Source organism: Nocardioides carbamazepini (assembly GCF_024614185.1).
In the GTDB taxonomy this organism is placed as follows: Bacteria; Actinomycetota; Actinomycetes; order Propionibacteriales; family Nocardioidaceae; genus Nocardioides; species Nocardioides carbamazepini.
This window is the reverse complement of sequence record NZ_JAHTLF010000016.1, coordinates 597,474-621,683: the sequence shown is the minus strand read 5'-3', so window position 1 is coordinate 621,683 and position 24,210 is coordinate 597,474. Positions and strand designations below refer to the sequence as shown.

20 protein-coding genes are annotated in these 24,210 nt (G+C 71.7%); 4 read left to right on the top strand and 16 right to left on the bottom strand.

Features of this window, described 5'->3' with window-relative positions; genetic code table 11:
• Positions 1-68: 68 nt before the first annotated feature.
• The gene (locus KVF89_RS15600) at positions 69-1,844 is read right to left on the bottom strand and encodes a lamin tail domain-containing protein (protein ID WP_257426862.1); all 1,776 of its coding nucleotides are present in this window, start codon (positions 1,842-1,844) and stop codon (positions 69-71) included.
• 447 nt (positions 1,845-2,291) lie between these two features.
• Here KVF89_RS15600 and KVF89_RS15595 point away from each other — a divergent pair, with 447 nt between their 5' ends.
• Positions 2,292-5,951, top strand: coding sequence for a leucine-rich repeat domain-containing protein (locus KVF89_RS15595; protein ID WP_257426860.1), 3,660 nt, complete (start codon positions 2,292-2,294; stop codon positions 5,949-5,951).
• A gap of 154 nt (positions 5,952-6,105) precedes the next feature.
• Positions 6,106-7,872 carry an ABC transporter substrate-binding protein gene (locus tag KVF89_RS15590; protein ID WP_257426859.1) on the top strand — a complete coding sequence of 589 codons (1,767 nt, stop codon included), beginning with the start codon at positions 6,106-6,108 and terminating at the stop codon, positions 7,870-7,872.
• On the opposite strand, the gene KVF89_RS15585 is transcribed toward KVF89_RS15590, so the two are convergent.
• The 15 genes from KVF89_RS15585 to KVF89_RS15515 all read right to left on the bottom strand — a co-directional run bounded on the left by KVF89_RS15585 (position 7,864) and on the right by KVF89_RS15515 (position 21,961).
• A complete protein-coding gene (locus KVF89_RS15585) occupies positions 7,864-8,703 on the bottom strand; it encodes a polysaccharide deacetylase family protein (protein WP_257426857.1) in 840 nt (279 codons plus the stop codon). The genes KVF89_RS15590 and KVF89_RS15585 overlap by 9 nt on opposite strands.
• Positions 8,704-8,739: 36 nt before the next feature.
• The gene (locus KVF89_RS15580; RefSeq protein ID WP_257426854.1) at positions 8,740-9,615 is read right to left on the bottom strand and encodes a nitrilase-related carbon-nitrogen hydrolase; all 876 of its coding nucleotides are present in this window, start codon (positions 9,613-9,615) and stop codon (positions 8,740-8,742) included.
• Between the two features lie 305 nt (positions 9,616-9,920).
• The gene (locus KVF89_RS15575) at positions 9,921-11,750 is read right to left on the bottom strand and encodes an LPXTG cell wall anchor domain-containing protein (RefSeq protein ID WP_257426853.1); all 1,830 of its coding nucleotides are present in this window, start codon (positions 11,748-11,750) and stop codon (positions 9,921-9,923) included.
• A 315-nt stretch (positions 11,751-12,065) separates the two neighbouring features.
• Complete coding sequence (locus KVF89_RS15570) at positions 12,066-12,809, bottom strand: 4'-phosphopantetheinyl transferase family protein (protein ID WP_257426851.1); 744 nt, start codon at positions 12,807-12,809, stop codon at positions 12,066-12,068.
• A 26-nt stretch (positions 12,810-12,835) separates the two neighbouring features.
• Positions 12,836-13,249, bottom strand: coding sequence for a carboxymuconolactone decarboxylase family protein (locus KVF89_RS15565; RefSeq protein WP_257426850.1), 414 nt, complete (start codon positions 13,247-13,249; stop codon positions 12,836-12,838).
• Positions 13,246-13,794 (bottom strand): Uma2 family endonuclease, encoded by a 549-nt coding sequence (locus KVF89_RS15560; protein WP_257426847.1) that lies wholly within the window; start codon positions 13,792-13,794, stop codon positions 13,246-13,248. The genes KVF89_RS15565 and KVF89_RS15560 overlap by 4 nt, the downstream gene beginning before the upstream one ends.
• Positions 13,795-13,868: 74 nt before the next feature.
• The gene (locus tag KVF89_RS15555) at positions 13,869-14,714 is read right to left on the bottom strand and encodes an NAD(P)-dependent oxidoreductase (RefSeq protein WP_257426845.1); all 846 of its coding nucleotides are present in this window, start codon (positions 14,712-14,714) and stop codon (positions 13,869-13,871) included.
• Between the two features lie 76 nt (positions 14,715-14,790).
• Entirely contained in the window at positions 14,791-15,540 is a 750-nt protein-coding gene (locus tag KVF89_RS15550; protein ID WP_257426844.1) for an SDR family oxidoreductase, read from the bottom strand.
• 121 nt (positions 15,541-15,661) lie between these two features.
• A complete protein-coding gene (locus KVF89_RS15545; protein ID WP_257426842.1) occupies positions 15,662-17,122 on the bottom strand; it encodes an aldehyde dehydrogenase in 1,461 nt (486 codons plus the stop codon).
• A complete protein-coding gene (locus KVF89_RS15540) occupies positions 17,119-17,748 on the bottom strand; it encodes a hypothetical protein (RefSeq protein WP_257426840.1) in 630 nt (209 codons plus the stop codon). Before KVF89_RS15540 ends, KVF89_RS15545 begins: the two co-directional genes overlap by 4 nt.
• Positions 17,745-17,945: a ferredoxin gene (locus tag KVF89_RS15535; protein WP_257426838.1), complete on the bottom strand. Its 201-nt coding sequence runs from the start codon at positions 17,943-17,945 to the stop codon at positions 17,745-17,747. The genes KVF89_RS15540 and KVF89_RS15535 overlap by 4 nt, the downstream gene beginning before the upstream one ends.
• The gene (locus KVF89_RS15530; RefSeq protein ID WP_257426837.1) at positions 17,942-19,315 is read right to left on the bottom strand and encodes a cytochrome P450; all 1,374 of its coding nucleotides are present in this window, start codon (positions 19,313-19,315) and stop codon (positions 17,942-17,944) included. The genes KVF89_RS15535 and KVF89_RS15530 overlap by 4 nt, the downstream gene beginning before the upstream one ends.
• Entirely contained in the window at positions 19,312-20,088 is a 777-nt protein-coding gene (locus tag KVF89_RS15525; RefSeq protein WP_257426835.1) for an SDR family oxidoreductase, read from the bottom strand. The genes KVF89_RS15530 and KVF89_RS15525 overlap by 4 nt, the downstream gene beginning before the upstream one ends.
• Complete coding sequence (locus tag KVF89_RS15520) at positions 20,088-21,305, bottom strand: cytochrome P450 (RefSeq protein ID WP_257426833.1); 1,218 nt, start codon at positions 21,303-21,305, stop codon at positions 20,088-20,090. The genes KVF89_RS15525 and KVF89_RS15520 overlap by 1 nt, the downstream gene beginning before the upstream one ends.
• A gap of 65 nt (positions 21,306-21,370) precedes the next feature.
• The gene (locus KVF89_RS15515) at positions 21,371-21,961 is read right to left on the bottom strand and encodes a TetR/AcrR family transcriptional regulator (RefSeq protein WP_257426831.1); all 591 of its coding nucleotides are present in this window, start codon (positions 21,959-21,961) and stop codon (positions 21,371-21,373) included.
• Between the two features lie 68 nt (positions 21,962-22,029).
• On the opposite strand from KVF89_RS15515, the gene KVF89_RS15510 reads away from it, so the two are divergent.
• Both KVF89_RS15510 and KVF89_RS15505 read left to right on the top strand, forming a co-directional pair.
• On the top strand, positions 22,030-22,875 hold the full coding sequence (locus KVF89_RS15510; protein WP_257426829.1) for an LLM class F420-dependent oxidoreductase: 846 nt from the start codon (positions 22,030-22,032) through the stop codon (positions 22,873-22,875).
• Positions 22,872-24,203, top strand: coding sequence for a hypothetical protein (locus KVF89_RS15505; RefSeq protein WP_257426828.1), 1,332 nt, complete (start codon positions 22,872-22,874; stop codon positions 24,201-24,203). Before KVF89_RS15510 ends, KVF89_RS15505 begins: the two co-directional genes overlap by 4 nt.
• Positions 24,204-24,210: the final 7 nt, after the last annotated feature.

Sequence of the window (24,210 nt, the reverse complement as noted above, 5' to 3'; positions counted from 1 at the left end):
CTGACGGATGCCGCCGGGAGATCGTCCCGGCGGCATCCGCGCTCAGTGGTACGGCGGTGCCGCGCTGGTCAGCAGGCGTTGGCCGCGTTCTTCGTGGAGGTGCAGTCGGCCCAGTCGCCGAGGCCGCCCGCGGTGCGGGAGTAGGTGCCGGTGGCGTGCACGGTCCACTCGTGGTGGTCGAGCGGGATCGAGGTGCCCACGGTCGCGCCGGAGCGGTAGAGCCGGACGGCATCGTCGGAGCCGAGGCCGAAGCCGCCGGTGACGGTGTCGATCTCGATGGTCAGCAGCCCGCCGGCCGCGATCGGCGAGGTCGACGGGATCACGTAGGCGTGGGTGTTGTCGCTGTCGGAGAGGACCATGCCCGTGACGTCGATGGCGGTCGAGGCGGTGTTCTTCAGCTCGACGAAGTCCTGCCCACCGGAGACCGAGGACTCGATCTCGTTGAGCACGACCCACGAAGCGTCGGGCACGGTCGGGGTGGAGTAGTCGTTGGCAGCACCGTACGTCGGCACATTGGTCTCGACGGCGGAACCCGAGTCGAAGCCCCAGCTGGTGCGGGCGTGCGTGGTCCACGACCGGGAGTCGGCGAGCTGACCGGGCGCGGGCGTGGTGAGGTTGCTGGTGTCGGAGCGGAACAGTCGCGCCGCGTCGGCGTCGCCGAGGCCGAAGTTGCCCGGAAGGGCCGGGTCGTCGACCCGGAGCGCGATGACCTGCCCGGCGGCCAGCGTGGTGCCGGACGGGATCCGGACGACGTGGTTGTCGCTGGCGTCGGACAGGATGGCCCCCGCGAGGTTGACGCTGCCGCTGCCGTTGGTGTTCCTCAGCTCGACCCAGTCGCCGTGCACGTCGTCGCCGGTGGACTTGACCTCGTTGATCTTCACCCCTGCCAAGGAGACGGGCGAGCCCGACGCGAACTGGTTGACGACGCCGAACGTGCTCGCCGTGGTGGGCTTCCAGTCACCCAGGCCGTCGAGGTCGGCGTCGACGGTCCAGTCCCGGCCGTAGGTCACGACCGCATGGGTGGTCCAGGTGTAGGAGTCGATCACCGTGCCGAGGGCGACGTCACCGGGGGCGAACAGCCGGGCCGAGTCCGAGGCCCCGAGGCCGAAGGCGCTGTCCACCGAGAAGGCCGCGTAGCCGTTAGCGGCGAGGGTGGTGCTGGCCGGGACGGTGAAGACGTGGCCATTGTCGTTGTCGGAGAGCAGCGCGCCGCTGATGTCGATCGGGGCGCCCGTGGTGTTGTAGAGCTCGATCCAGTCGGTGGTGTCGCCGTTGGACTCGACCTCGTTGAGCACGACGCCGTCGATGTCTCCGATCGAGCCGCCCGGGAACACGTTGACCGTGCCGCGGGTGGCGTGGTCGGTGACCTGGAAGTCGCCGAGGCCGTCGCTGTCGTCATCGACCGCCCAGTTGCGACCGTACGTCGTGGGGGCGTGGGACGCCCAGGAGTAGGAGTCGATGGTGGGATCGGTGGCCGGGTCGTTGCCGTCGATGAGGCGGATGTCCTCCGGGGCGCCGAGACCGAACCCGTCGGTGCCGACACTGACGTCGAAGACCGCGTAGCCGCCGGCGGCGACGGTGCCGCTGAGCGGGAACGCGTGGGTGTCGTCGGCGTCGGAGAGGACCGCGCCGGACAGGCTGATCGGGGACCCGGTCGGGTTGAAGAGCTCGACCCAGTCGGTGGTGTCGCCGTTGGACTCCACCTCGTTGATCACCACGCCGGCCACGGAGGCCGAGGCGGGCGAGGCGAAGCCGGCGGCGAGCATGCCGCCACTGACGGAGAGGACCGCAGCGGCGGCGAGGCCGGTCCGGCGAAGCCGGCGGCCCGTGTGGTTCGTTAGCATGAGATGTTGCTCCTTTTTGCGGAAGGGATGTGACACCCGGCCGCGTGGCACCTCACCTGGACTCCAACCTGGCGTGGGGTGCGACGCGGCCGTCCCCGGGGGTGGGGATCGGTGAGCCTTCTCGGCCTGAACAGCCATCCGACTCGGCTCACGAATATGTGAACAGCCCCGGCCGGGGTTTTCGTGGGCCGTCGCGTGACGATTGGGTGTCGGGTTGATGTCACTCCGACGACGGCCGCCCTCAATGACCACGGCGGGCACACTCCGGCCGACTCACCCGGCTCCTGTGAGCCGCGGTTGTCGTTGGCTCCTTGTTCACCTCGCGGGCCGGCCGGTCGACATCTTCCGCTGCTTGCCTCAGGGCCTGTGCGCGTGGGGCCGGGTGGCTCGGGACGGTGCTCTCGCGCTCCGTCCCGTCTCCCCTCACCCAGTCAGGAGTGCGTCCGCATGCGGGCAGTACGAACAGCACGGCACCGCCCCGAGCGACACGACGAACACGACCGAGCCACCGGCCTCCACCCCATCAGTCCCCCGGCCCTCCTCGTCGTCCTGGTCGCGGTGCTCAGCGCGATGCTCGCGGCGCCGTCCGCGCACGCCGCGCCCGGCGACATCGTCGCCATCCCCGACGCGAACCTCAAGGCCGCGATCAACGCCCGGCTGGGCCACCCCGCCGACCAGGACGTGACCGAGGCCGACGCGCTGAGCGTCACGGCCATCGATGCCTCGAGCATCGGACCGCTCGGCGACCTGACCGGGCTGGAGGCATTCACCAACCTCACCTCGCTCGCCACGAGAGCGCTGATGGTCACCGATCCCAACACGGTCACCGACCTCAGCCCGCTGGCCGGTCTGTCCCGGCTCGCCACGCTGACCCTGCCCTTCAGCCGGATCAGCGACCTGTCTGCGCTGGTGGGCCTGAACTCGCTGCGATCCGTGAATCTCAACAACAACCAGATCAGCGACCTCACCCCGCTCACCGGCCTGACCGGCCTGACCACGCTGAGCGTCGGCACCAACCAGATCGGCGACCTCACACCGCTCGCCGGCATGTCCGACCTGGCCGTCCTCACCATCACGGGCAACCAGGTCCGCAGCCTCGACGGCATCCCGGCGGCGCCGAAGCTGACCGCCCTGCGGGCCGGCAGCAACAAGATCACCGACGTAACGCCGCTGGTCGGGAAGTTCGACAAGGCACTGCTCACCACGCTGGACCTCAGTGGCAACCGGATCACCGACGCGTCCCCGCTCGCGGCGTACGGGGAGAGCGGCGGCAAGTTGGGCAACGTCTCGTTGACCGCCAGTCAGGGGCTGCTGCTCGGAAACAACCGGATCACCGACCTCTCCGCGTTCGCGGCGTGGCCGAAGAACAAGCTGACCGGCGCCCGCGCGAGCGGCCAGTCGGTGTACGCCGGCGCCTACCGCGACGGCGGCGTCACCGTGCCATTGAAGACCGGGGACGCCACCGTCCCAGCCGTGGACCCGACGGCCGGGTCCTACGACCCCGCCACCGGCCTGCTCACCGTCACCGACCCCACCGCCGGCAGCGTCCCAGTGACCCCGAACTGGACCGTGCACTTCTCCACCCCGCCGGTCGATCCGGGCGACGCGACCGGTCCGCAGGTCACCGGCACGCCGCAGGTCGGCCAGCTGCTCCAGGTGACCGACCCCGGCAGTACGTTCACCGGCTCACCGTGCACGACGCCCGCCAGCTTCAGCTACCAGTGGCTGCGCGACGGCGACCCGTTCGCCGGCAACACCCACTTCGATGACTCGACCACCGTCAACCCGATGGGAGGGCCGAGCAGCACGCCCGGCTACGTCGCCTCGGTGACCGACCTGGGCCACCGGCTCCAGGCAAAGGTCACCTGCAAGGCGACGGGCGTGAGCAGCACCTCGGCGCCGCTCGCCATCACCGCGGCCGAGCCGGAGCTGGCGCTGGCCCAGGCCCTCGACGGCCCCTCCTCCTACGTCCAGCTCACTCCCGGCGAAATCGAGACGGGCGGGTCAGCGCCGGCCGGCGTGGTCGGGGACCCGACCAATCCGTCGATCCCGGTCCACCTCGCCCAGCTCGACGCCTCGGGCGCGCTGGTCGATCCCACCCGGATCCGGCTCGAGCTGGCCGGCATCAGCGTGACCGGAGGCGCGGACCCGGCAGCCGTCACCGCCGCCGACGTCGAGATCACCGGCACCGGCGCCCACCGCAGCATCGCGATCGCCCCCCAGCGGCCGACCGACGGCCAGATCGACCTCACCTTCACGGTCACCGGCACCACGGGCAAGACGTCCACGTTCGGGTTCGTCTACAGAGCCTCCCGAGCGACGACACCGACCAGCCGAACGCTGCTCGGCTCCTCCGACGCCTCCTCGGCGATCGCGGTCGGCGACGGGCACCTGATGGTCGTCGACGACGAGAACTACGAGGTGCGGCTCTACGACGGCGAGACCTCCGGCCGCGAGGTGGCACAGTTCTCTCTCGGCGACCTGCCACCGGCCGGCAACGGAGACATCGAGATCGACGCCGAGGCCGCAGCCCGCAAGGGCAACCGGATCTGGTGGCTCGGCTCCCACGGCAACAACAAGGACGGCGAGGTCCAGGTCTCCCGGCACTCGATCTACGAGACCAAGCTCGCCGGCAGCGGCGCCGGTGCGACCCTCACCCCGGTCGGAGTCCGCTACGGCAGCCTGCGCTCCGACCTGGTCGCCTGGGACGACGCGCGCGGCGCACGGCTCGGACTCCGCGCGGCCACCGCCACCAACACGACCCCCAACCCGGTCGACGGGTTCAACATCGAGGGCGCCGAGTTCTCCCCCGACGGCTCCGCGCTCTACCTCGCGTTCCGCTCCCCCCTCGAGGGACGGGTCGCCGGCGGCCGAGCGCTGATCGTGCCGCTGACCAATCTGGAGGCCCTGACCTCCGGAACCGCGAGCCGGGCCACCTTCGGTGAGCCGATCCTCCTCGACCTCGGCGGCGACTCGATCCGAGAGATCCGGAAGAACGAACGCGGCGAGTACCTCATCCTCTCGGCCATCGGCGGCGGCTCCCGCACCGCCTCCCCGCAGACGCTGTGGGCCTGGAACGGCGACCCCGCCATCGCCCCGCAACGGCTGGGCACGCAGCTGCCCCTGGACCTCGAGCCCACGTTCACCGACAACCAGGGCGCCTGGGAGGGCATCGGCGAGATGCCCGAGCGGCTCACGCCAGGTGCCGAGGTCCGGCTGATCATGGACCAGGGCTACGACGTGCTCTACGGCGGCGTGGAGAACAAGAAGGACGGCGACTGGTCCGCCAAGGCCCGCACCGACGTGGTCGCCCTGGCCGGCCCCGCCGGAACCCAAGCGGCGTTGAGCGACCCAGGCACCTTCGACGCCCAAGCCGCCCACACGGTCGGCACCGCCCGGACAGTGACGGTCACCAACGCCGGATCCAACGTCCTGCACATCGACAAGATCCGGACCACCGACCAGGACGGCCTCTCCGCCGACGACTTCCTCATCAGCGGCGACACCTGCGCCGACGAAGTCCTGGCCCCGACCGAGACCTGTGCCGTACGGGTCCGGTTCGCCCCCTCCCGCGCGAACGCCACCTCCACCGCCACCCTCGTCGTGAGGAGCGACGTCCCCGGCGGCGCCACCCGAACGGCACTGACCGGCACGTCCACCAGCCTGCCCACCGGGGCTCCGGGGCAGGACGGCGCGGACGGGACCGACGGGACCGACGGCGCCACCGGCCCGAAGGGCGACAAGGGCGACCCCGGGATCACCGGGCCCCAAGGTCCGCCCGGAACCGTCGGCTTCTCCGCGGCCGGAAAGGTGAAGGCCACGGCACAGCGTGGCGACACGGTCAAGGTCCGGTTCCTGCTGAACAACCGCACCACCGCCCCGATCACCGCACTCCTGCGCGCCCACGCCAAGGGCAAGGGAGCCAAGGCGATCAAGGGCACCAAGGCCGGCTGGGTCAAGATCCTCGACGAAGGCCAGAGCAGGGTCGTCACCCTCAAGCTGAAGGTCGGCAAGAACGTCCGGATCGGCAAGCACAGACTCACCGTGACCCTCCACATCGGCACATCCGCGATGACACGCACCGTGGTGGTCCGCACGACCCGCTGAGCCGACCTCTTCCTCCCGCGAGCCGCTGTCGCCCGGACAGTGGCTCGCGGGAGCTCGCGGCCGAGCTCGGTCGGCTGGCCGGCTGGCACCGAGGACGAGTCCGCCATGCTGCAGTTGGAGGCGGCGTCTCCCGTCCCTCGCCTAGGGTGAGCGCATGGATGCCCGGCGGCTCGCAGCGACGGTCGAGACCGACCCGGACGGCCGGTTGAGCGCGCGGCCGGCCGGTGCTCTCTCCGAGCTCTCCGGCCTGGCCGGCCACCTCCGCACCGCCGCGACGACCTCAGGTATCGGGGCGATCCGGTTCGTCTGGCTGGAGCCGGAGTCACAGTCGGACCCGACGCCGGCGAGGAGCGCGACCGCCGTCTCCGTCGGCCCGCGGCGGTCGGACGGTCGGCGTACCGTGCACCTCCACCGGGCCGACACCGAGCGGCTCGCGGGCCTGAACCGGCGTGAGCTCCAGGTCCTGACCCTCATCGCGGCAGGGCTGGCCAATCCCGGGATCGCCGAGCGGCTGGTCGTCGGCCGGCGCACCGTGGCCACCCACGTGGAGCACCTCCTGGCCAAGCTGGGGGTGTCGAACCGGGCCGCGGCAGCGGCGCTGGCCCAGGAGCTCGACCTGCTCACGCTCCCGATACCCGGCGCCGACCTGAGTGGCTGCGCTCCCCTGGGCCCGATCCGGCTGGAGGCCGCGGCGCGCGGGGAGGATCCGCTGCCCACCGCTGCTCCTCGCCGGCCGGTACGTCGCCTCCGACCGCTCCGGATCGGCGCCGTCATCCCGCTCAACCCCGACTGTGCCGACGACGCCCGGCAGATGCGGCGGGGCGGCCAGCTCGCGGTGGCCGGCCTGAACAGTGCCGGCGGTGTGCGGGGGCGCCCGGTGGAGGAGGTCACTGTCGCCGCGGACGTGACCTCGACGGCGTCCATGCGGGCGGCGATGGAGCGGCTGATGGGCGAGGACGTCGACGCGGTGTCCTTCCCCTACACGTACCGCCGCTCGCCGGCGGACGTCGCCGCGATCTTCGCGGCGGCGGCCGACACCGGCTGCCCGGTGCTGCACCACTCGACATCCTCCTCCGCGGCGCAGGTGGTCCGTGACGACCCCTCCCGGTTCGGCAACGTCTTCCAGCTGAGCGGGCCGCAGACGATCTACGGCCACGGCTTCCTGCGCACGCTCGACCTGCTGGCCGACACCGGCCGGTGGCATCCGCGCTCCCGTCGGCTCCTGGTCATCGACAACGCCGACACCGACCTGCAGACCTTCCCCGAGCGGGCGGCCGAGGAGGCGCTGCGCCGCGGGTGGGAGGTCACGGTCGTGCCGATCGACGCGATGCGGCCGGACTGGCCCGCCGTCGTCGCGCGCATCGCGACCGTCGATCCGGCGGCGGTCATGCTCGCCTGCTTCTCCGGGCCCGAGACGTCCGCCTTCCTGGGGTTGCTGCCCCAGCCCCACGACCTGCTGGTCTACGCCCTCTACGCCCCCTCGATCGGCGGCGTCTGCGAGTCCCTCGGCCCCGCCGCGGACGGGGTGGTGTGGGCGACGCTGACCGGTCAGTACGACGACCACCTCGGCCGCCGGTTCGCGCACAGCTTCGCCCGCACCTTCGGCGAGCGGGCCGGCCACTCCAGCGCCGGCGTCCACTTCGACGCGGTCGGCCTGCTGGCCCAGGCCTGGACGCAGAGCGACTCCCCGGACCGCTTCTCGGAGGTGGTCGGCCGGCTGCGCACGCTGACCCATCGCGGGGTCAACGGTCCCTACCACCTCGGCTCCGCCGACCAGACCAACCGCGTCTACCCCGACAGCGCGGTCGACCCGTCCCTGGGCGCGGCCCACCTGGTGTTCCAGGTCCAGCACGGCCGGCACCGGATCATCGCGCCGTCGCCGTACGCCACCGCACGGTTCCGGGCGCCGGCGTCAGGCTGACCCGGCCGGCCGCGACTGCCAGGCGTCGACGGCATCCGTCACCGTGCTGAAGCGGGCACCGTGCTCCTTGGCACGGTGGATCATCCGCTCGAGGACCTTGATCCGGCTGCCGCGCCCGATCGACTGCGGGTGGAAGGTGTGCGTGAAGACACCGTGCGGCACCTCCTCGGCCATGAAGTCGAGATCGGAGAGCCAGCGCCGGGTCAGCCCCTCGACGTCCGTCGAGGCCGGCATCACCATCGGCGGCATCAGGGCGAACTCGAGGAACGGGAAGTCGTCCAAGGTCCAGGAGACCGGGACCTCGACGAGATCCAGCTCCGGACCGAAGGTGATGCCGTCGGTGGTGATCACGTCGCCGGTGCGGCACCGGTACATCTCGAAGTCGCGGGCCATCATGCTGCTGTCGTAGCGGAAGCCGTACTCGGCGAGCAGGCGCGTGGAGTTCGCCGACAGGTCGAAGGCCGGCGACCGGTACCCGGCCGGCCGCACCCCGAGCACGCGGTCGAGGGCATCGAGTCCGCGCTCCAGCACCCGGCGTTCGGCCGTCTCGTCGAGGCTCGTGGGGCCCTCGTGGGCGTAGCCGTGATGGCCGATCTCGTGCCCCGCGTCGCGGATCCGCTTGCAGACGTCGGGGTAGGTGTCGACGTCCAGCCCAGGGATGTACCAGGTGCTGGTCACCCCCTCGCGCTCCAGCAGGTCGAGGATCCGGGGCGTCGCGACGTTGGCCGCGAACTCACCGCGCGAGACATAGGTGGGCGTGGCCAGCCCCAGCGTCCCCAGCCAGACGGAGATGGCGTCGAAGTCGAAGGTCAGGCAGACGGTCGGTTGCATGGTGTTCCTGTCGGGTCGTGGGTCGGGTCGGGTCGCTCAGGCGTGCACGTGGGAGGGCCAGGTGCGGTAGAGGTCCGCGCGTCGGCGGCGGTCCTGGTAGGTGGTGGTCGCGCCGCTCTCACGGAGCGTCTCCAGCAGGGCGAGGTCGAGCTCGGCCACGACGACCCCGTCGACGTCCTCGGCCGTCTCGGCGATGACACCGTTGTCCGGCAGCGGCCCGTCGCACGGTCCGAGCACGGCGCTCGTCGCGCGGGAGCCGGGCCAGACGCCCCGCGCCGGGCCGGCGGCGCCGGAGTGGACGGCGTACACCTGGTTCTCGATGGCCCGCGCGGCCAGCGAGTGACGCACGCGCCAGAAGCCGGCCCGGGTCAGGGTGAGCGAGGGGCAGAGGAGGATCTGGGCCCCCTGCTCGACCAGGGTGCTCGCGCACTCGGGGATCTGCGACTCGTAGCAGATCAGGATGCCTACCTTGCCGAACGGCAGGTCCACGACCGCCATCTCGTCGCCCTCGACGATGTCGAGGGTGTGCTCCGCCGGGAAGAGGTGGGTCTTCGCGTGCTCGTGCACGACCCTCCCCGCGGGGTCGACGAGGACGGCGACGTTGCGGTAGGTGCCCTCGCCCGTGGCGACCAGGTGGCTGCCCGCGAGGATGTACTGCCCCCGCGCGGCCGCCTCCTGCGCCATGAGGTCGCGGAAGGCGTCGCCGTACGCCGCCGTGGCCACGACCGGAGCGAGGTCGGTGGCATCGGGCCAGGACGGCGCCGCTGTCATCAGCTCGAACGTGACCGCCTCCGGCAGGACGACCAGGTCCGCGCCCTGTGCCTGGTCGAGGACCTCGCGGAGGTGATCGGCGAAGTCGGCGAAGCCGGACACCTCGCGGAACTCGACGTTGCAGGTGGCGACGCGGACCATGCTGGGCTCCTTCGGTGGCGGGAGCCCGAACGTAGCCACGCCCGATCGGCGGGGAATCGGTCATCTGACCGATCCGGTGACGGCCTGATCCGTGCCCGGAGGCAACCGATCCGGCCGCCACGGCGTCTATCTCTACGTGATGTGGATCGCCGCCGGAGTCCTGTGGTTCGTCGTACTTCTTCTCGCGGTCGTGGCGATCGCGCGCCACCGGTCGCCGAGCCATTCCTGAGCACTGACAGACGGAGCCCGTGCCGAGGACGTCCTCGGCACGGGCTCCGTCGCTGCGAGCGATCCGCCCGCGGGCCTCAGCCCATCTGGTTGCGCCGCGCCAGGACCAGACCGGCACCCGCAAGCACCAGCAGGACGCCGAACGGCATCAGCCAGCCCCCGGGGCCGCCGGTGTTGGGCAGGCTGGTGGCCTGCACGCCGCCGACTGCCCCTGGCGTGCCGGGCGCGTCGTCGGACTTCGCCGGCTGCGTCTCCTGGACGCCACCGACCGCGCAGACCACGCCGGAGTCGACCGGCGCCGCGGCGGGATAGGTGTAGGTCGGCTGGTCGCCGACGAACAGCTTGCCGAGCTTCGCGATCAGCTGGATCACGCCGTTGACCACGGACACGGAGTAGTCCGGCGTCTCCACGGGAGGGATCCACGCGGCGTTGCCGACGCCGCACGGGTCACTGGGCGCGAGGGCCGGGGCGACCAGGCACGCCGGGTCGTTGTCGGCGGGGAGGTTGTAGACGTGCAGCGTCGCTCCGCCGGGGAACACGTTGTTGCCCGTCGCGGTGAGGGTCACCGACCCGTCGTCCGGGTCGAGGGACGAGGTCCACGGACCGGCCGGCACGGTGCCGAACGCGATGTTGTTCGGGCCGCAGGGGTTGACGGTGGGCACCGCCGGCGGCTGCACGACGGTCGGGCACGCAGCCACATTGGTCTCCACCGGCGGGCCGTAGACATACGTCGGCGCGGGCCCGGCGAAGGTGAAGCCCGCGTTGGCGGTCAGCGTGACCTGTCCGGCGGCCGGCGTGTCCATGGCGACCGTGTACGCCGCGGTGTTGCCGGGGTTGAGCCAGACCGCGTTGCCGACGCCGCACGGGTCGTCCATCTGGAGGACGGGCGGCGTGATCACGGTATCCACGGTGCAGTTCTGGTTGACCGGGTCGGTGTCCGCCGGGGGCGGCGGGCTCGTGTAGCTCGTCAGCCCGGCCGTGGTGGTCGACGGGAAGAGATAGCCCGGGCTGGCCGTGAAGGTGATCGAGCCGTTCGCGTTGCGCACCCAGGAGTACGCCGGCGAGGCGGCCGGGTCGGCCCAGCTCGTGTTGTTGGCGCCGCACGGGTTCAGCAGGGTCAGCATCGGCGGGCTGACCATCGTCGGGCAGGCGCTGTTCGGCACCTGACCGGGGATCTCGTTGTCGTCGAGGTAGCGGATCACGATCGAGTCGTGCGCGTCGGCGAAGGCGAACGACGGAAAGCCCATCGCGGGGGTCCAGTCCTGCAGCGAGCTCACCGACGGGACGATGACGTGGTGGGAGTAGCCCGGCGGGGTGCTGACGTACTTGCACACGACGACCTTCTTCGTGTTCACCGCCTGCGGCACGACGATGCCCGGGTCGTCGCCGGCCTTCGCGGCCGCCTGGACGGTGGCGTACTCCGCGGCCGGGGTGGCCTGCTCGGACGGTGCGGCGGTCACGGCCTGCTCCTGGTCGGGCTTCTGGGCCGACTCCTCGCCCGCCTGCTCGCCTGCCTTCTCGTCCGCCTTCTCCTCGGTGGCCTCGCCTGCGTCTGCGGCGTCCGGCTCCGCGGAGGGCTCGGGCTTCGGGTCGGGGGCGGGCTCGGGCTTCGGGTCGGGGGCGGGGGCGGGGGCGGGCTCAGGTTTCGGCTCCGGCTCCGGCTCGGGCTCCGGAGCGGGCTCCGCCTCGGGCTCCGGGGCGGGCTCGGCCTGGGTCGTCTGGGCAGACTGGCCCGGGTCGGAAGCCGGCGCCGGGTCGGCGTCGTCGGCGAGCGCCGGGCCAGCGAGCGCGGCGCTGGCCAGCACGACGGCCGGCAACAGAAGTGTGATCGTGGGTCGCCACCGGCGGGCCGTCGGGCCCTGCTCCGGCTCGGCGTGGCGCCGAGGACGGCGCGCGAAATTGGACATGATCCGGAAACCCCCAGTGTGTCGCGCCGAGGGGGGTCACGACGGTTGCAAAAGGTGTGGAGCGGGCAGCCGACAGGCCAGGGGGACGTCGGGCCGGCGTCCACGCCCCACCGCGAACCAGGTCCAACGTGCCCTCTTCCGAGCGCCCACGCCTCCCGAGTAGGAGGGGACAGACGGAAACCCACTCCGCAGCCTAGGGAGGACCAAAGTCCCAGGTGCATGCTTTCCGGCAAAAACTCCGGTTCGGGCGGAAGATTTAACCTTCGACGGCCCCAGTGCCGCACGAATCCGACGAAGCGTCGCCAGATCCGGCCCTCAGGAGAGGACGGCCAGCGCCGCGCCGTACCCCTCCGGGACGACGACGTCGTGCACCGTCCACGACCCGAGGCGGCGGCTGGACGCCTCGTCGGTGCCGAGGTAGTCGAGATGGGGGTCGCGGCCCAGCCCGATGCCGAGTCCCTTGAGGTAGGCCTCGGTGCGCGACCACGCGCGGGTGAACCGGACCGTCGCGCGACCACCGTCGAGCGTGCCCTGGGCGGCCGCCTCGATCTCCTCGGACTCACGCGGGTGGAGCAGCTTGGCGAGCGCGACGGGGTCGTCGGGGTGCCGCTCGACGTCGACGCCGACCGCCACGTCCGCCACGGCCACGAGGATCTGCCCCGGCGTGTGACTCAGCGAGAACTCCACCCCGGCTCCCTCGGCGCGCGGCCGGCCGTGCGGCTCTCCGCACCCGGGGCATGGGTGCCGGCCCCAGACCACCTTCTCCGGTGGCGTGTCCGTCGCCGCGCCGACGACCAGCCGGGCGGCGGCGTGCGCGATCTCGTACGCCACCCGCAGCTCGGCCCGGACGTACGACGACGCCTGCTGCCGCTCGCCCTCGTCGAGCCAGTCACGGGCGACCTCGAGCTCCTCGTCGCCGATGGTGGCGGTCGGGACACGCCAGATGCCGGCCCCGCCGTCGGGTCGGGTCACGGGGGTGTTGAGGAAGGAGTCGAGGACGGCCGGGGTCACCGGCTCCGCCTTGCGGTCCGGAACCGCCTGCGCCACGTCGCGAGTCATCGTTCCCGAGGCTAACAACACACCTGTCAGGAGGCGTCGTCCCGGTCACGATCGGCGGCCCGCCGGGCCTTCGCGATCGCGTCCTCGACGACCGAGTTCAGCCGCGACCCGTTCGGCCACCCGTCGTAGTGGCAGGCGAGGATGACCAGCTCGCGTAGCGCCTCGGCGTCGAGCTCGCCGTTGGCGAGGGCGGCCGGGACCTGGATGCCGAGCACGTCGTTCGCGCGCTGGCCGACGAGCAGGCCGATCAGGAACAGCCGCCGGTCCCGGTCGGAGAGGCCCGGCCGGTTCCAGACGTCCGCGAACAGGTGGTCGGCGGTGTAGCGGAAGAAGTCGCCCTCGCCGTCGGCCATGTCGAAGCCGTAGACCTGCTCCATCCTCCGCAGGCCCTTCGCCCGCAGCTCCGGCAGATCGTCGAACTTGTCGGCAGGTTCCGTCATCGCAGGATCTCCCGGAGGTCGAGCATGACGCTGCCGTGGTCGCCGATCACGATCTCGGCGACCGGGTCACGATCGTCGAGGTGAGCCTCGGTCTCCCAGGCGCCGTCGACGTTGAGCAGGGCGTCGATGGTGCACAGGTCGGGGTCGACGATCCAGTACCGCGGCACGCCGCCCTCGGCGTACTCCATCGACTTGCGGATCGTGTCCTCGCTGCGGGTGCTGGGCGAGAGCACTTCAGCGACGAGGAGCGGCATCGTGGTCCGGTGGGTCTCGTCGGTGCGACCCTCGGCCATCATCACGTCGGGTCCGCGCAGCCGGTTGCGCGGCAGCCAGAGGCCGGCCTCGGTGCCGATCTCGAGATCGGGGAAGGCGCGCCCGAGAGCCATGATGAGGCGGGCCACCGCCGACGCATGCGGCTGGGCGGGCGGCGACATCACCAGCACCTCGCCGTCGACCCACTCCGTGCGCGGCCACTCGGGGAGCCGCTCGTACTCCTCCCAGGACATGCGCAACCGCTGCACTCCGTCGACGGGCGCTTCCGACATCGCCGCTCCTGACGCACGCTGGGACACATCGACCTTCCTCTCATTGTGGCCCCGGGGCAGGGTCGATGAAAGGCTCACACGTTCCTCCCCTCGCCGTTCGCGTCCTCCACAGGCAGCCCGAGGCCGGGGCCGAGACGCTCGATCGCCAGCTCCGCCAGGGGTACGTCGACGCCGAGCTCGTGCGCGAGCGCGATCGCGAACCCCAGGTCCTTCACCCCGAGCGAGTTCACGTTGCTGAACACGCCGTGCCAGAAGTCGGCGGGGTCGAGCTCGGCCGTGGTCTCGCGGTGCATGATCGCGCCGGGCCCGCCGGTGATGGCGTCGGTGTGGCGGACCACCTCGCCGAGGTCCTTGATGCTCAAGCCCGCGGCCTCGGCCAGCCGCTGGGCCTCGGTCGCGGCGGTGAACGCCACGAAGTGCATCAGGTTGCGGGCCAGCTTGAACTTCGTCCCGGCGCCGATCGGGCCGGCATGGACGACCTTGCTGCCGAGCACGTCGAGCACCGGCCGGGCCGCGGCGAAGGCCTCGGCGTCGCCGCCGACCATCAGCGCGAGCGACCCGTCGGCGGCGCCCATCGCTCCCCCGGACACCGGTGCGTCGAGGACCGTGTGGCCGGCAGCAGCCAGCTCGGCCGGGGTCCCGGGCGCCACGGTGGAGTGGACGACCAGCACCCGGTCGAGCGGCACGTCGGCGGCGACCGAGCGCACCTGGTCGTCGTCGCGCACCATCACGCAGACGACCTCGGCGTCCAGCTCGGCGACCGACGCCGCCGCGGTGGCCCCCGCGGCGACCAGGTCGGCGACGGGACCCGGCGCGACGTCGTACACCTGGAGGTCGATGCCGTCGGCGGCGGCCAGCCGGAGCGCCATCGGCTTGCCGATGTTGCCCAGGCCGACGAACCCCACTCGCAGCGTGCGCATCAGGGTCCCTTCGGGTGAACGGGGCGTGGTCCGCCGGCGGAGTGAAGCCGGGGACGCGACGAACGTCGTGGGGAGCTCATAGCCGGAAGGTCTGGCCGCCGTCGACCGCCAGGATCTGGCCGGTCACCCACGACGCGTCGTCGGAGAGGAGGTAGAGCAGCGCGCCGACCATGTCGTCGACCGAGCCCATCCGCTTGATGGCGAGGCTGTTGCGGACGATGTCCTTGGCGGCGTCACCGGCCTGGGTGCGGGTCGCCTCGGTGTCGGTGGGGCCGGGAGCGATCGCGTTGACCCGGATCCGCTGCCCGCCGAGCTCGTGGGCGAGCTGCTGGGTGAGGCTGTTGATGCCGGCCTTGGCGAGGCCGTAGAAGCCGGAGTACAGGTACGCCGCCGTGCTCGACTGGTTGACGATCGCGCCCCCGCCGCGCTTCGCGATCTCGGGGTAGACGGCCCGCGTCATGACCAGCGCGCCGTCGAGGTTCACGCTCATGAACCTGCGGTAGTAGTCCCAGTCGACGCTGATGAGGAGGTTGAACTCCATCGAGCCGTAGATGGCGGCGTTGTTGACCAGGTGGTCGATGCCGCCGAGCTCCGCGACGGTCCGGCGGACGAGCACCTCCGCGGACTCGGCGGAGGACACGTCGCACGACACGAAGATCGCCCGGCCGCCGTCCTCCTCGATGGACGCGGCGACCTTGGCGCCCGCCTCCTCGTTCAGGTCCGCGACGACGACCGCCGCACCGTTCTCGGCCAGTGCGCGGGCGTAGGCCTCGCCGATGCCCTGGGCCGCGCCGGTCACGACGACGACCTTGTCCTGGAATCTCATTTCACAACTTCCTCAGGTGTCACAGGTTTCGCCGGTCGCCCGGCGAAACCCACGCTTGGCCGATGAAACTTCGTCGGCCAGGTGCGAGTTTCGCCGGTCGACCGGCGAAACTCCCACCCCCTCACGCCGGCTCCGCGATCGTCTTGACCTCGAGATACTCCTCGAACCCGGCGACGCCCATCTCCCGGCCGATGCCGGACTGCTTGTACCCGCCGAACGGCGCGTCGGGGCTGAACCAGACACCGCCGTTGACGGCGAGGGTGCCGGTCCTGATCCGGGCGGCGACGGCGCGCGCCCGCTCCAGCGAACCGGAGTCGACCGAGCCGGAGAGCCCGTACGCCGAGTCGTTGGCGATCCGCACCGCGTCGTCGTCGCCGTCGTGCGGGATGACGACGAGCACCGGGCCGAAGATCTCCTCCTGTGCCAGGCGCGAGGAGTTGTCGAGTCCGGCCACGACCGTGGGCTGCACCCAGTAGCCGGGCCGGTCGATGACCGAGCCGCCGGTGGCGAACGTCCCGCCCTCCTCCAGGGCCACCGAGAAGTACGCCGCCACCCGGTCACGTTGCGCCGCCGAGATCACCGGGCCGCAGATCGCGCCCGGGTCGTGCGGGTCGCGGGCGCCGATCGACTCCATCGTCGCGGCGGCGACCTGGACCGCCTCGTCGTACCGGTCCCGGGGGACGATCAGCCGGGTCGTGATGGCGCAGCCCTGGCCGGCGTGGATGCAGGCCGCGAAGGCGGTGCCGCCGGCGACCGCGGCGACGTCGGCGTCGTCGAGGGCGATCGCGGCGGACTTGCCGCCGAGCTCGAGGAAGACCTTCTTCAGAGTCGGTGCGGCGGCGGCCATGATCGCCTTGCCGACCGAGGTGGACCCGGTGAAGGAGACCATGTCGATGCGCGGGTCGGTGGCCAGGACGGAGGCGACCTCGTTGGGCCGCGGCGTCACCACGTTGAAGACGCCGGGCGGGATGTCGGTGTGCTCGGCGACCAGGCGCCCCAGCTCGGCGGCCACCCACGGGGTGTCGGGCGCCGGCTTGAGCACGACGGTGCAGCCGGCCGCCAGCGCCGGGCCGACCTTGGCGAGGTTGATCTGGGTCGGCACGTTCCAGGGAGTGATCGCCGCGACGACACCGACCGGCTCGCGCCGCACGGTCCGGCGCGACGCGATGCCCATCGGCGACGCGACCCCCAGATCGGTCTCGAAGGCGTAGGACTCGACCAGGTCGGTCACCCACGCCAGGCCCTCCACGGGGACGTCGAAGCCGGCCGCGCCCATCATGAAGCCGGGCATGCCGACCTCAGCCGTGGTCAGCGCGCGGAACGCGTCGGCGTCGGCGAGCAGCGCGGCGTGCAGCTGGCGCAGGCAGCGCACCCGCAGGTCGCGGTCGGTCGCCCAGTCGCTCTCGTCGAACGCACGCCGGGCCGCGGCGATCGCGGCGTCGACGTCGGCCGCCGTGCCGTCCGGCGCGACGCCGATCTCGGCACCGGAAGCGGGGTTGAGGATCGGGTACGTCGACCCGTCGGATGCCGCGACCAGCTTGCCGTCGATCAGCTGCTGGGCGGCGGGAGGAAGGGTGCTCACGACGCGCCCTCCGGCGCGGGCGCCTGGGTGACGTACTCCCCCGCCTCGACGGGCGGCGGCCACACGGTGGAGGGCAGGTCCTTCAGGTGGTAGTGCCCGGGCACGTCGTGCCCGGTGACGGACATCCGCTTGAGCAGCGTGTCGGGCGCCTTCCCGGCCTCGACGATCGACAGGAAGGTGTGGGCGGTGGACGGCAGGTCGAACCAGTCGCGCTGCCAGGCGATCTTGACCTGCCCGGCGTCCGCACCCGTGGTCTGCCGCTCGACGCCGAACCAGGACCCGCCGATCCCGAGGATCTCGTACTCCTCGCCGTTGTCGTCGAGGATGCCGGAGCGCTGCTTCCAGAAGCCCACGATCATCGACTTCTTCTCGTCGATCATCGTGCAGACGTAGTCGTAGTGCCAGCCGTCGAGGCCGTCCATCTCGATGCCGATCGCCCAGTCCCGGATCTGGTCGCGGCCGACGGCCATGAAGTGCTCGTCGGGGTGGTACATCCAGCCGTAGGTGGCGTCCTCGGCGAACCACTCCGCCATCACCCGCCAGTCGCCGCTCTCCTCGGCGCGGCGGTTGACGTCGAGCCAGGTCTCCCAGAACTCCTCGATCTCGGCGCGGGTCAGGTCACTCATCGGTCCTCCTCGACGGACAGGGCGAAGGCGGGGCAGTACTTCACGGCCGTGGCGACATCGGTACGTCGCTCCTCGGCCGGGTGCGGGTCGAGCACGACGACCACGTCGGCGTCGGCGTCGAAGCCGAAGACGTCGGGGGCCTCGCCCTGGCACAGCTGGTGCCCCTGGCACAGGCCGGCGTCGGCGACGACCCTCATGACGTCTCCTCGGCCCGACGGCGGTAGCGGACCTTGGCGGGCTGGGCCAGCTGGATGACCATCTTCGTGAAGTCGTCGCGATAGGAGTCCAGCGGCTGCACCGCCTCGAACTCGAAGTCGCGCAGGATCACCGAGAAGATCGCCTTCATCTGCATCATCGCGAAGGCATTGCCGACACAGCGGTGCTTGCCGGCGCCGAACGGGATCCAGGTCCAGCGGTTCTGCAGGTCCTCCTGGCGCGGGTCGACGTACCGGCCGGGGTCGAAGGAGTCGGCCTTCGGGAAGTCGTCCTCGATGCGGTTGGACACCCGTGGCGACGCCGCCACGACGGTGCCGGCGGGGATGGTGCGGCCCAGCAGCTCGAAGTCCTCCTGCACGACCCGCATCAGGATCACCAGCGGCGGGTGCAGCCGCAGCGTCTCCTTGAGCGCGGACTCGAGCACCGGGATCGACCGCAGCGCCTGGAACGAGACCTCGGCCCCGTCCGCGTACAGCGCATCGAGCTCGGCGACGACGTCGGCCATGACGGCGGGATTGCGCAGCAGCTCGATCATCGCCCAGGACGCCGTGCCCGACGAGGTGTGGTGGCCGGCGAACATCATCGAGATGAAGATGCCGGTGATGTGGTCGGCGTCCATGCCGACGGCGATGAGCACGTCGAGCAGGTCGCGCTCGTCCTTGGGCACCCCGCCCCGGGCGATCCGCGCGTCGATGATGGCCTGCACCTTCGCGACGAGCTCCGCGCGCGCCTGGTCGCGGATCCGGAAGCTCTCGATGTCGGCGTACGGGTCGACGTAGGCGATGGCGTCGGTACCGTGCTCGAGGCGGTGGTAGATCTCGGCGAAGGACCCGTCGAGCTGGTCGCGGAAGGGCTTGCCGATCAGGCACGAGGAGGTCGTGTAGATGGTCAGCTCGGCGAAGAAGTCGAGCAGGTCGATCTCGCCCTCGTCGCCCCAGTCGGCCACCATCCGGCGGATCTCGGCCTCGATGGTCTGCGCGTGCCCCCGCATCATGTCGCCGCGCAGCGCCTGGTTCTTCAGCATCTGCTGGCGTTCCTCGGGCGAGGCGTCGAAGACGACGCCCTTGCCGAAGATCGGCGTCATGAACGGGTACGCCGCAGCCTGGTCGAGCACGTCGTCGGGTGCGCGGAAGAAGGCCTCGTTGGCCTCGGCTCCGGTGACGAGCACGACCTGCTTGTCGGCCAGCCGGAACCGGCCGATGTCGCCGCACTCGTCGCGGACGCGGTGGAACAGTCCGATCGGGTCCACCCGCATCTCGGGGAGGTGGCCCGTGCCCCGGATGATCTCCGGCACGGACGGGTCCCGGTCATCGAGGACGGTGGAGACCTCGGGGATCGCAGCGAGTGTCATCTCTTCTCCAGCGGTGCTTCGGGATTCACGTCGACCGGACTGATGTGCACGCCGCGCGGCGCGCTGACGACCGTGACGATCGCGTCGGCGATCGCGGTGGCCTTGAGGAAGTGGGAGTGCCGGGCGTGACCCCACTTGATCCATTCGGTGAGGACCTTCGCCCCGGCCTCGGCGTCCCAGTCGGAGCCCATCTCCGACCAGGTCGGCCCGGGTCGTACGACGGACGCGCGCACCCCGGAGCCCTCGAGCTCCATCTGCAACGCCTCGACGAGTCCCTCGAGGCCCGACTTGGTGGCGCTGTAGCCGCGCATGAAGGGGCGGGCACGCACGGCGGTGTCGGAGGAGACGAACACGAGGTCGCCGCGCTGCCGCTCCACCATCCCCGCACCGAAGGCGCGGATCAGGCGGTGGGCCCCCAGCACGTTGACGTCGAACTCCGCTGCGAGCTCCTCCGTGGTGGACTCGACGACTCCCCCGGGAGCGAGCAGGCCTGCGTTGCACACGACCACCTCGGCCTCGCCGAGCTCGGTCACGACCGCGGCGGCGAACTTCTCGACCGACTCCGTCGACGCGACGTCGAGCACGTGGACGAAGGCCTCGCCCCCGGCGGTCCGGATCTCGCTCGCCAGGTCCTCGAGCCGGTCGACGCGACGGGCGCCGAGGGCGACGGGGAAGCCGGCGGCGGCCAGCGCCTTCGCGGTCTCGGCGCCGATCCCGGAGGACGCGCCGGCGATCACCGCGGGCCGACGGTCGGGGTGGACGGGCTTGGGCATCAGGCGCTCCGCTCGCGGAAGGTGACCGGCAGCGACGCGAACCCACGCACGCTCGTCGAGTGCACCCGCACCGCCCGCTCGGCGTGGACCTCGAGGTGCTCGACGCGGCGGACAAGACCGTTGAGGACGACCTTCGCCTCGAGCCGGGCGAGGTTGGCGCCGAGGCAGAAGTGCCTGCCGGTGCCGAAGCTGAGGATCTGCGAGAGCTCCGAGCGGTCGCGGTGGATGTCGAAGGTCGTCGGGTCGGTGAAGACCCGCTCGTCGCGGTTGGCCGAGCCCAGCAGGACGAGCGCCTTGGCGCCGGCCGGGATGGTGACGCCGGCGAGCTCGCGGTCCTCGACGACGTAGCGCGCCAGCATCTGGCTCGACGTGTCGTGGCGCAGGGTCTCCTCGATCCACGGGACCACGAGGGTGTCCGGGCCGGCCGGGTCGGCGAGCACCTGGTCACGCTGGACCGGGTCGGCGGAGAGGTGGAAGAGGGCGTTGCCCAGCAGCTTGGTGGTGGTCTCGTTGCCGGCCACCACCATGAGGAAGAGGAACGCCATGATCTCCCCGTCGCGCAGCCTCTCGCCGTCGAGCTCGGCGGCGACCAGCGCGGAGGTCAGGTCGTCGGTCGTGCTGGCACGGCGCTGCTTGACCATGTCGGAGTAGTAGGTCATCAGCTCGATGGAGGCCTCCATGCCCGCCTGGGGCACGTCGCGGACGCCGTCCTCGCGGTGCACCACCAGGTCGGCGAGGCGTCGTACCTCGTCGCGGTCGGGCACCGGGACGCCCATCATCTCGGAGATGACGTCCATCGGGAGCTTGCCGGCGAAGTCCTTGATCCAGTCGGTCTCGCCCGCCTCGGCGTTGATCGCGAGGGCGGAGTCGAGGTAGCGCTCGGTCAGCGACTCGACCTCGGGCGTCAGCTCACGCACCCGCCGCGGCGTGAAGGCCGCGGACACGAGCCTGCGCACCCGCGACTGCTCGGCACCGTCGAGGCCGAGGAAGGACATCACGCGGTGGGCGTCGGGGCTCCAGGCGGTGGCGTCGAGGGAGACGCCCATCCGGTTGGAGAAGACCTCGTCGTCGCGCAGTGCCTCGAACACGTCGGCGTGGCGGGAGATGACCCAGATGTCGTCGCCGGTCGCGTGGTGGACCGGCGCCTCGTCGCGCAGGCGCTGGTACGTCGGGTACGGGTCCTCGTGGAAGTCGTAGTCGTACGGGTCGAAGACCACACACAGGGGCTCCGCCCCCGTGGACCCCCGCTGGGGCTCCGCCCCAGACCCCGGCCGCGGGGCGGTCACGAGTTGCCTCGCAGGATCACGGCCACCGCGGACACGAGCCGCTCGGCGATCTCGTCGTAGGTCATCAGGCCCATGCCCGCCTGGAGCAGGGCGCCGGAGAAGGTCAGCACCAGGACCTCCAGCACCGCGGGGTCGGCGGGCCGCCCCGGCTCGGTGAGCGCCGCCTCGAACCGGGAGAGGAACTCCGCGCCGATCCGCAGCCGCAGCCGCGCGACGTCGGGGTCGGTGCCGAGCAGCGCGGGCGTGACCGCCGCGGCCAGCTCGGGCTCCGCCACGATCCGCGCCGTCACCGCCCGCATCGTCGCCTGCAGCCGCTCGACCGCCGTACCCCCGTCGGGTGGCAGGACCGCCTCGGCGGAGCTGAGGTGACGCCAGAACAGCTCGGCGAAGAGGTGGTTCTTGGAGGCGAGGTAGGTGTACGCGGTCGCCGGCGACACCCCCGCCCGCTGCGCGACCGTGCGGACGGTCAGCGCCTCGTGGCCGACCGTGCGCAGCTCGTCGAGCCCGGCGGCGAGCAGCTTCTCCACCGTCTCGGCCTGACGGGGGTTCAATCCCTGGCGCGGCGTCTCGAACACCTGACTGGACACCTGTCCAACATAGGAGACGTTCGCGGCGGACGCAAGACATTTCTTAGAACTCGTTCTAGTTTTGGCGCATGCGCAACGGGATCGTCCTCTTCACCTCCGACCGCGGCATCACGCCGGCCCGCCTGGCCCAGGCCGCCGAGGAGCGGGGCTTCGACACCATCTACGTGCCGGAGCACACCCACATCCCGGTCCGGCGCGACGCCCTCCACCCGACGGGCGGCGAGGAGCTGCCCGACGACCGCTACCTGCGCACCCTCGACCCGTGGGTCTCGCTCGCGACGTGCGCCGCGGTCACGACCCGGATCGGCCTGTCCACCGCGGTCGCGCTGCCGGTCGAGTCCGACCCGATCACCCTCGCCAAGACGCTCGCCACCCTCGACCACCTCTCCGGCGGCCGGGTCACCATCGGCGCCGGCTTCGGCTGGAACACCGACGAGCTGACCGACCACCACGTGCCGGCGGCGAAGCGGCGCACCGTGCTCGCGGAGTACCTCGGCGCGATGCGGGCACTGTGGACCGAGGACGAGGCGTCGTACGACGGCGAGTTCGTCTCGTTCGGCCCGAGCTGGGCCTACCCGAAGCCCCCGCAGGGCCGGATTCCGGTGATCATCGGCGCCGGCGCCGGGCCGAAGACGATGAAGTGGATCGCCGCCCACGCCGACGGCTGGATGACCACCCCGACCTCCACCGACGTCGCCGCCGGCGCCGAGCTGCTCCGCAAGGAGTGGGCCGACGCCGGCCGCGAGGGCCGGCCGGACGTGCGGGTCCTGGTCGCGAAGCGGCCCACCGAGGAGGACTTCACGGACTGGACGGCCGCCGGCGCCTCCGAGCTGATCTGGGGCGTCCCCGACTCCGACGAGGACAAGGTGCTGGCCTATCTCGACAAGATGGCCGCCCGCCTGGGGCTCTCGTGAACGTCGTACCGGACATTCCTGCTCCGAATTCGGGCGATTCGCGACAGAAAGGTCCGGTACGACGCAGCCGGTACGCCGACCTGACCCGCGCCGAGCTGGCGACACTGGTCCCCGAGCTGCTCCTGATGGGCCAGCTGATCGACCGCTCCGGCATGGCCTGGTGCATCTCCGCGTTCGGACGCGAGGAGATGCTGCAGATCGCGATCGAGGAATGGGCCGCCGCCAGCCCGATCTACACGCGCCGGATGCAGCGGGCGCTGGGGTACGCGCCCGACGTACCCGGCGAGGGCGACGTCGTCACCATCTTCAAGGGACTGCAGCTCGACATCGGCGCTCCCCCGCAGTTCATGGACTTCCGCTACACCGTGCACGACCCGTCGCACGGCGAGTTCCGGCTCGACCACTGCGGCGCGCTGATGGACGTCGAGCCGATGGGCGAGGACTACGTCCGAGGGATGTGCCACGACATCGAGGACCCGACCTTCGACGCGACCGCGCTCGCGACGAACCCGCACGCCCAGGTGCGCCCGATCCACCGTCCGCCGCGGCGCCCCGACCACCAGGGCGCGCACTGCGCCTGGACGGTGCGGATCGACGAGTCCCACCCGGAGCCGGACCCGGTGCCGGCCCTCGCCGTCAACCAGCGCTCCCGCGCGGCCACCCTCGAGCTGGCGCCGATCGACCCGTCCGACGAGGGCGCCGCCGACTACGCCGGGCCGCTGCTCTCCGACCTCGACTTCGCCGCGTTCTCCCACTCCGCCCTGGTCCGGATCGCCGACGAGGTCTGCCTCCAGATGCACCTGCTCGACCGCGCGTTCACCCTCGCCGTCGCCGAGCGCACCGAGACCGACGACGAGCTGGAGCGGATCCGCCGCAAGCAGCTGGTCGGCGTCGCCGGCATCGGCGCCGAACGACTCGCCCGCGCCCTCGGTCTGGACCGCGCCGATGACACGGTCGGGGCCGCCACGCGCCTGCTCGCCGTGCACCCGCTGCTCAACCCGGCGGCGTACGTCGACGCGTCAGTCGCCGACGGCACGCTGGTCGTGCACCCCTCCCCCGCTCACGAGGACTCCGCCTGGATCGCCCTGTGCGGTCCCGACCGGACGGCAGCCCTGCAGGCCGTCGTCCGCGCCCTCGATCCCCACCTCGACGTCGAGGTCGCCGCGCTCCCGGAGCAGCAGGGCTGGCGGGCGAGCGTCGTACGCCGGGCCGAGCCCGCCCCCGAGGCCGACGAGGTCGCCGTCACCCGGTTCAGCACCGGCGCGTCCTTCGCCTTCGCGCCGCGGCCCTCGATCCCGATCACTCCGATAACCGGCGCCGAGCGCTGAGGGAAGT

What these genes read in the sequence shown, in the direction of transcription:
- KVF89_RS15590 (WP_257426859.1), top strand. Translation starts at nt 6,106, where the DNA reads ATGGATGCCCGGCGGCTCGCAGCGACGGTCGAGACCGACCCGGACGGC.
- KVF89_RS15525 (WP_257426835.1), bottom strand. Translation starts at nt 20,088, where the DNA reads ATGCCCAAGCCCGTCCACCCCGACCGTCGGCCCGCGGTGATCGCCGGC.
- KVF89_RS15580 (WP_257426854.1), bottom strand. Translation starts at nt 9,615, where the DNA reads ATGGTCCGCGTCGCCACCTGCAACGTCGAGTTCCGCGAGGTGTCCGGC.
- KVF89_RS15550 (WP_257426844.1), bottom strand. Translation starts at nt 15,540, where the DNA reads ATGAGATTCCAGGACAAGGTCGTCGTCGTGACCGGCGCGGCCCAGGGC.
- KVF89_RS15595 (WP_257426860.1), top strand. Translation starts at nt 2,292, where the DNA reads ATGCGGGCAGTACGAACAGCACGGCACCGCCCCGAGCGACACGACGAA.
- KVF89_RS15585 (WP_257426857.1), bottom strand. Translation starts at nt 8,703, where the DNA reads ATGCAACCGACCGTCTGCCTGACCTTCGACTTCGACGCCATCTCCGTC.
- KVF89_RS15575 (WP_257426853.1), bottom strand. Translation starts at nt 11,750, where the DNA reads ATGTCCAATTTCGCGCGCCGTCCTCGGCGCCACGCCGAGCCGGAGCAG.
- KVF89_RS15600 (WP_257426862.1), bottom strand. Translation starts at nt 1,844, where the DNA reads ATGCTAACGAACCACACGGGCCGCCGGCTTCGCCGGACCGGCCTCGCC.
- KVF89_RS15535 (WP_257426838.1), bottom strand. Translation starts at nt 17,945, where the DNA reads ATGAGGGTCGTCGCCGACGCCGGCCTGTGCCAGGGGCACCAGCTGTGC.
- KVF89_RS15530 (WP_257426837.1), bottom strand. Translation starts at nt 19,315, where the DNA reads ATGACACTCGCTGCGATCCCCGAGGTCTCCACCGTCCTCGATGACCGG.
- KVF89_RS15510 (WP_257426829.1), top strand. Translation starts at nt 22,030, where the DNA reads ATGCGCAACGGGATCGTCCTCTTCACCTCCGACCGCGGCATCACGCCG.
- KVF89_RS15540 (WP_257426840.1), bottom strand. Translation starts at nt 17,748, where the DNA reads ATGAGTGACCTGACCCGCGCCGAGATCGAGGAGTTCTGGGAGACCTGG.
- KVF89_RS15560 (WP_257426847.1), bottom strand. Translation starts at nt 13,794, where the DNA reads ATGTCGGAAGCGCCCGTCGACGGAGTGCAGCGGTTGCGCATGTCCTGG.
- KVF89_RS15555 (WP_257426845.1), bottom strand. Translation starts at nt 14,714, where the DNA reads ATGCGCACGCTGCGAGTGGGGTTCGTCGGCCTGGGCAACATCGGCAAG.
- KVF89_RS15570 (WP_257426851.1), bottom strand. Translation starts at nt 12,809, where the DNA reads ATGACTCGCGACGTGGCGCAGGCGGTTCCGGACCGCAAGGCGGAGCCG.
- KVF89_RS15565 (WP_257426850.1), bottom strand. Translation starts at nt 13,249, where the DNA reads ATGACGGAACCTGCCGACAAGTTCGACGATCTGCCGGAGCTGCGGGCG.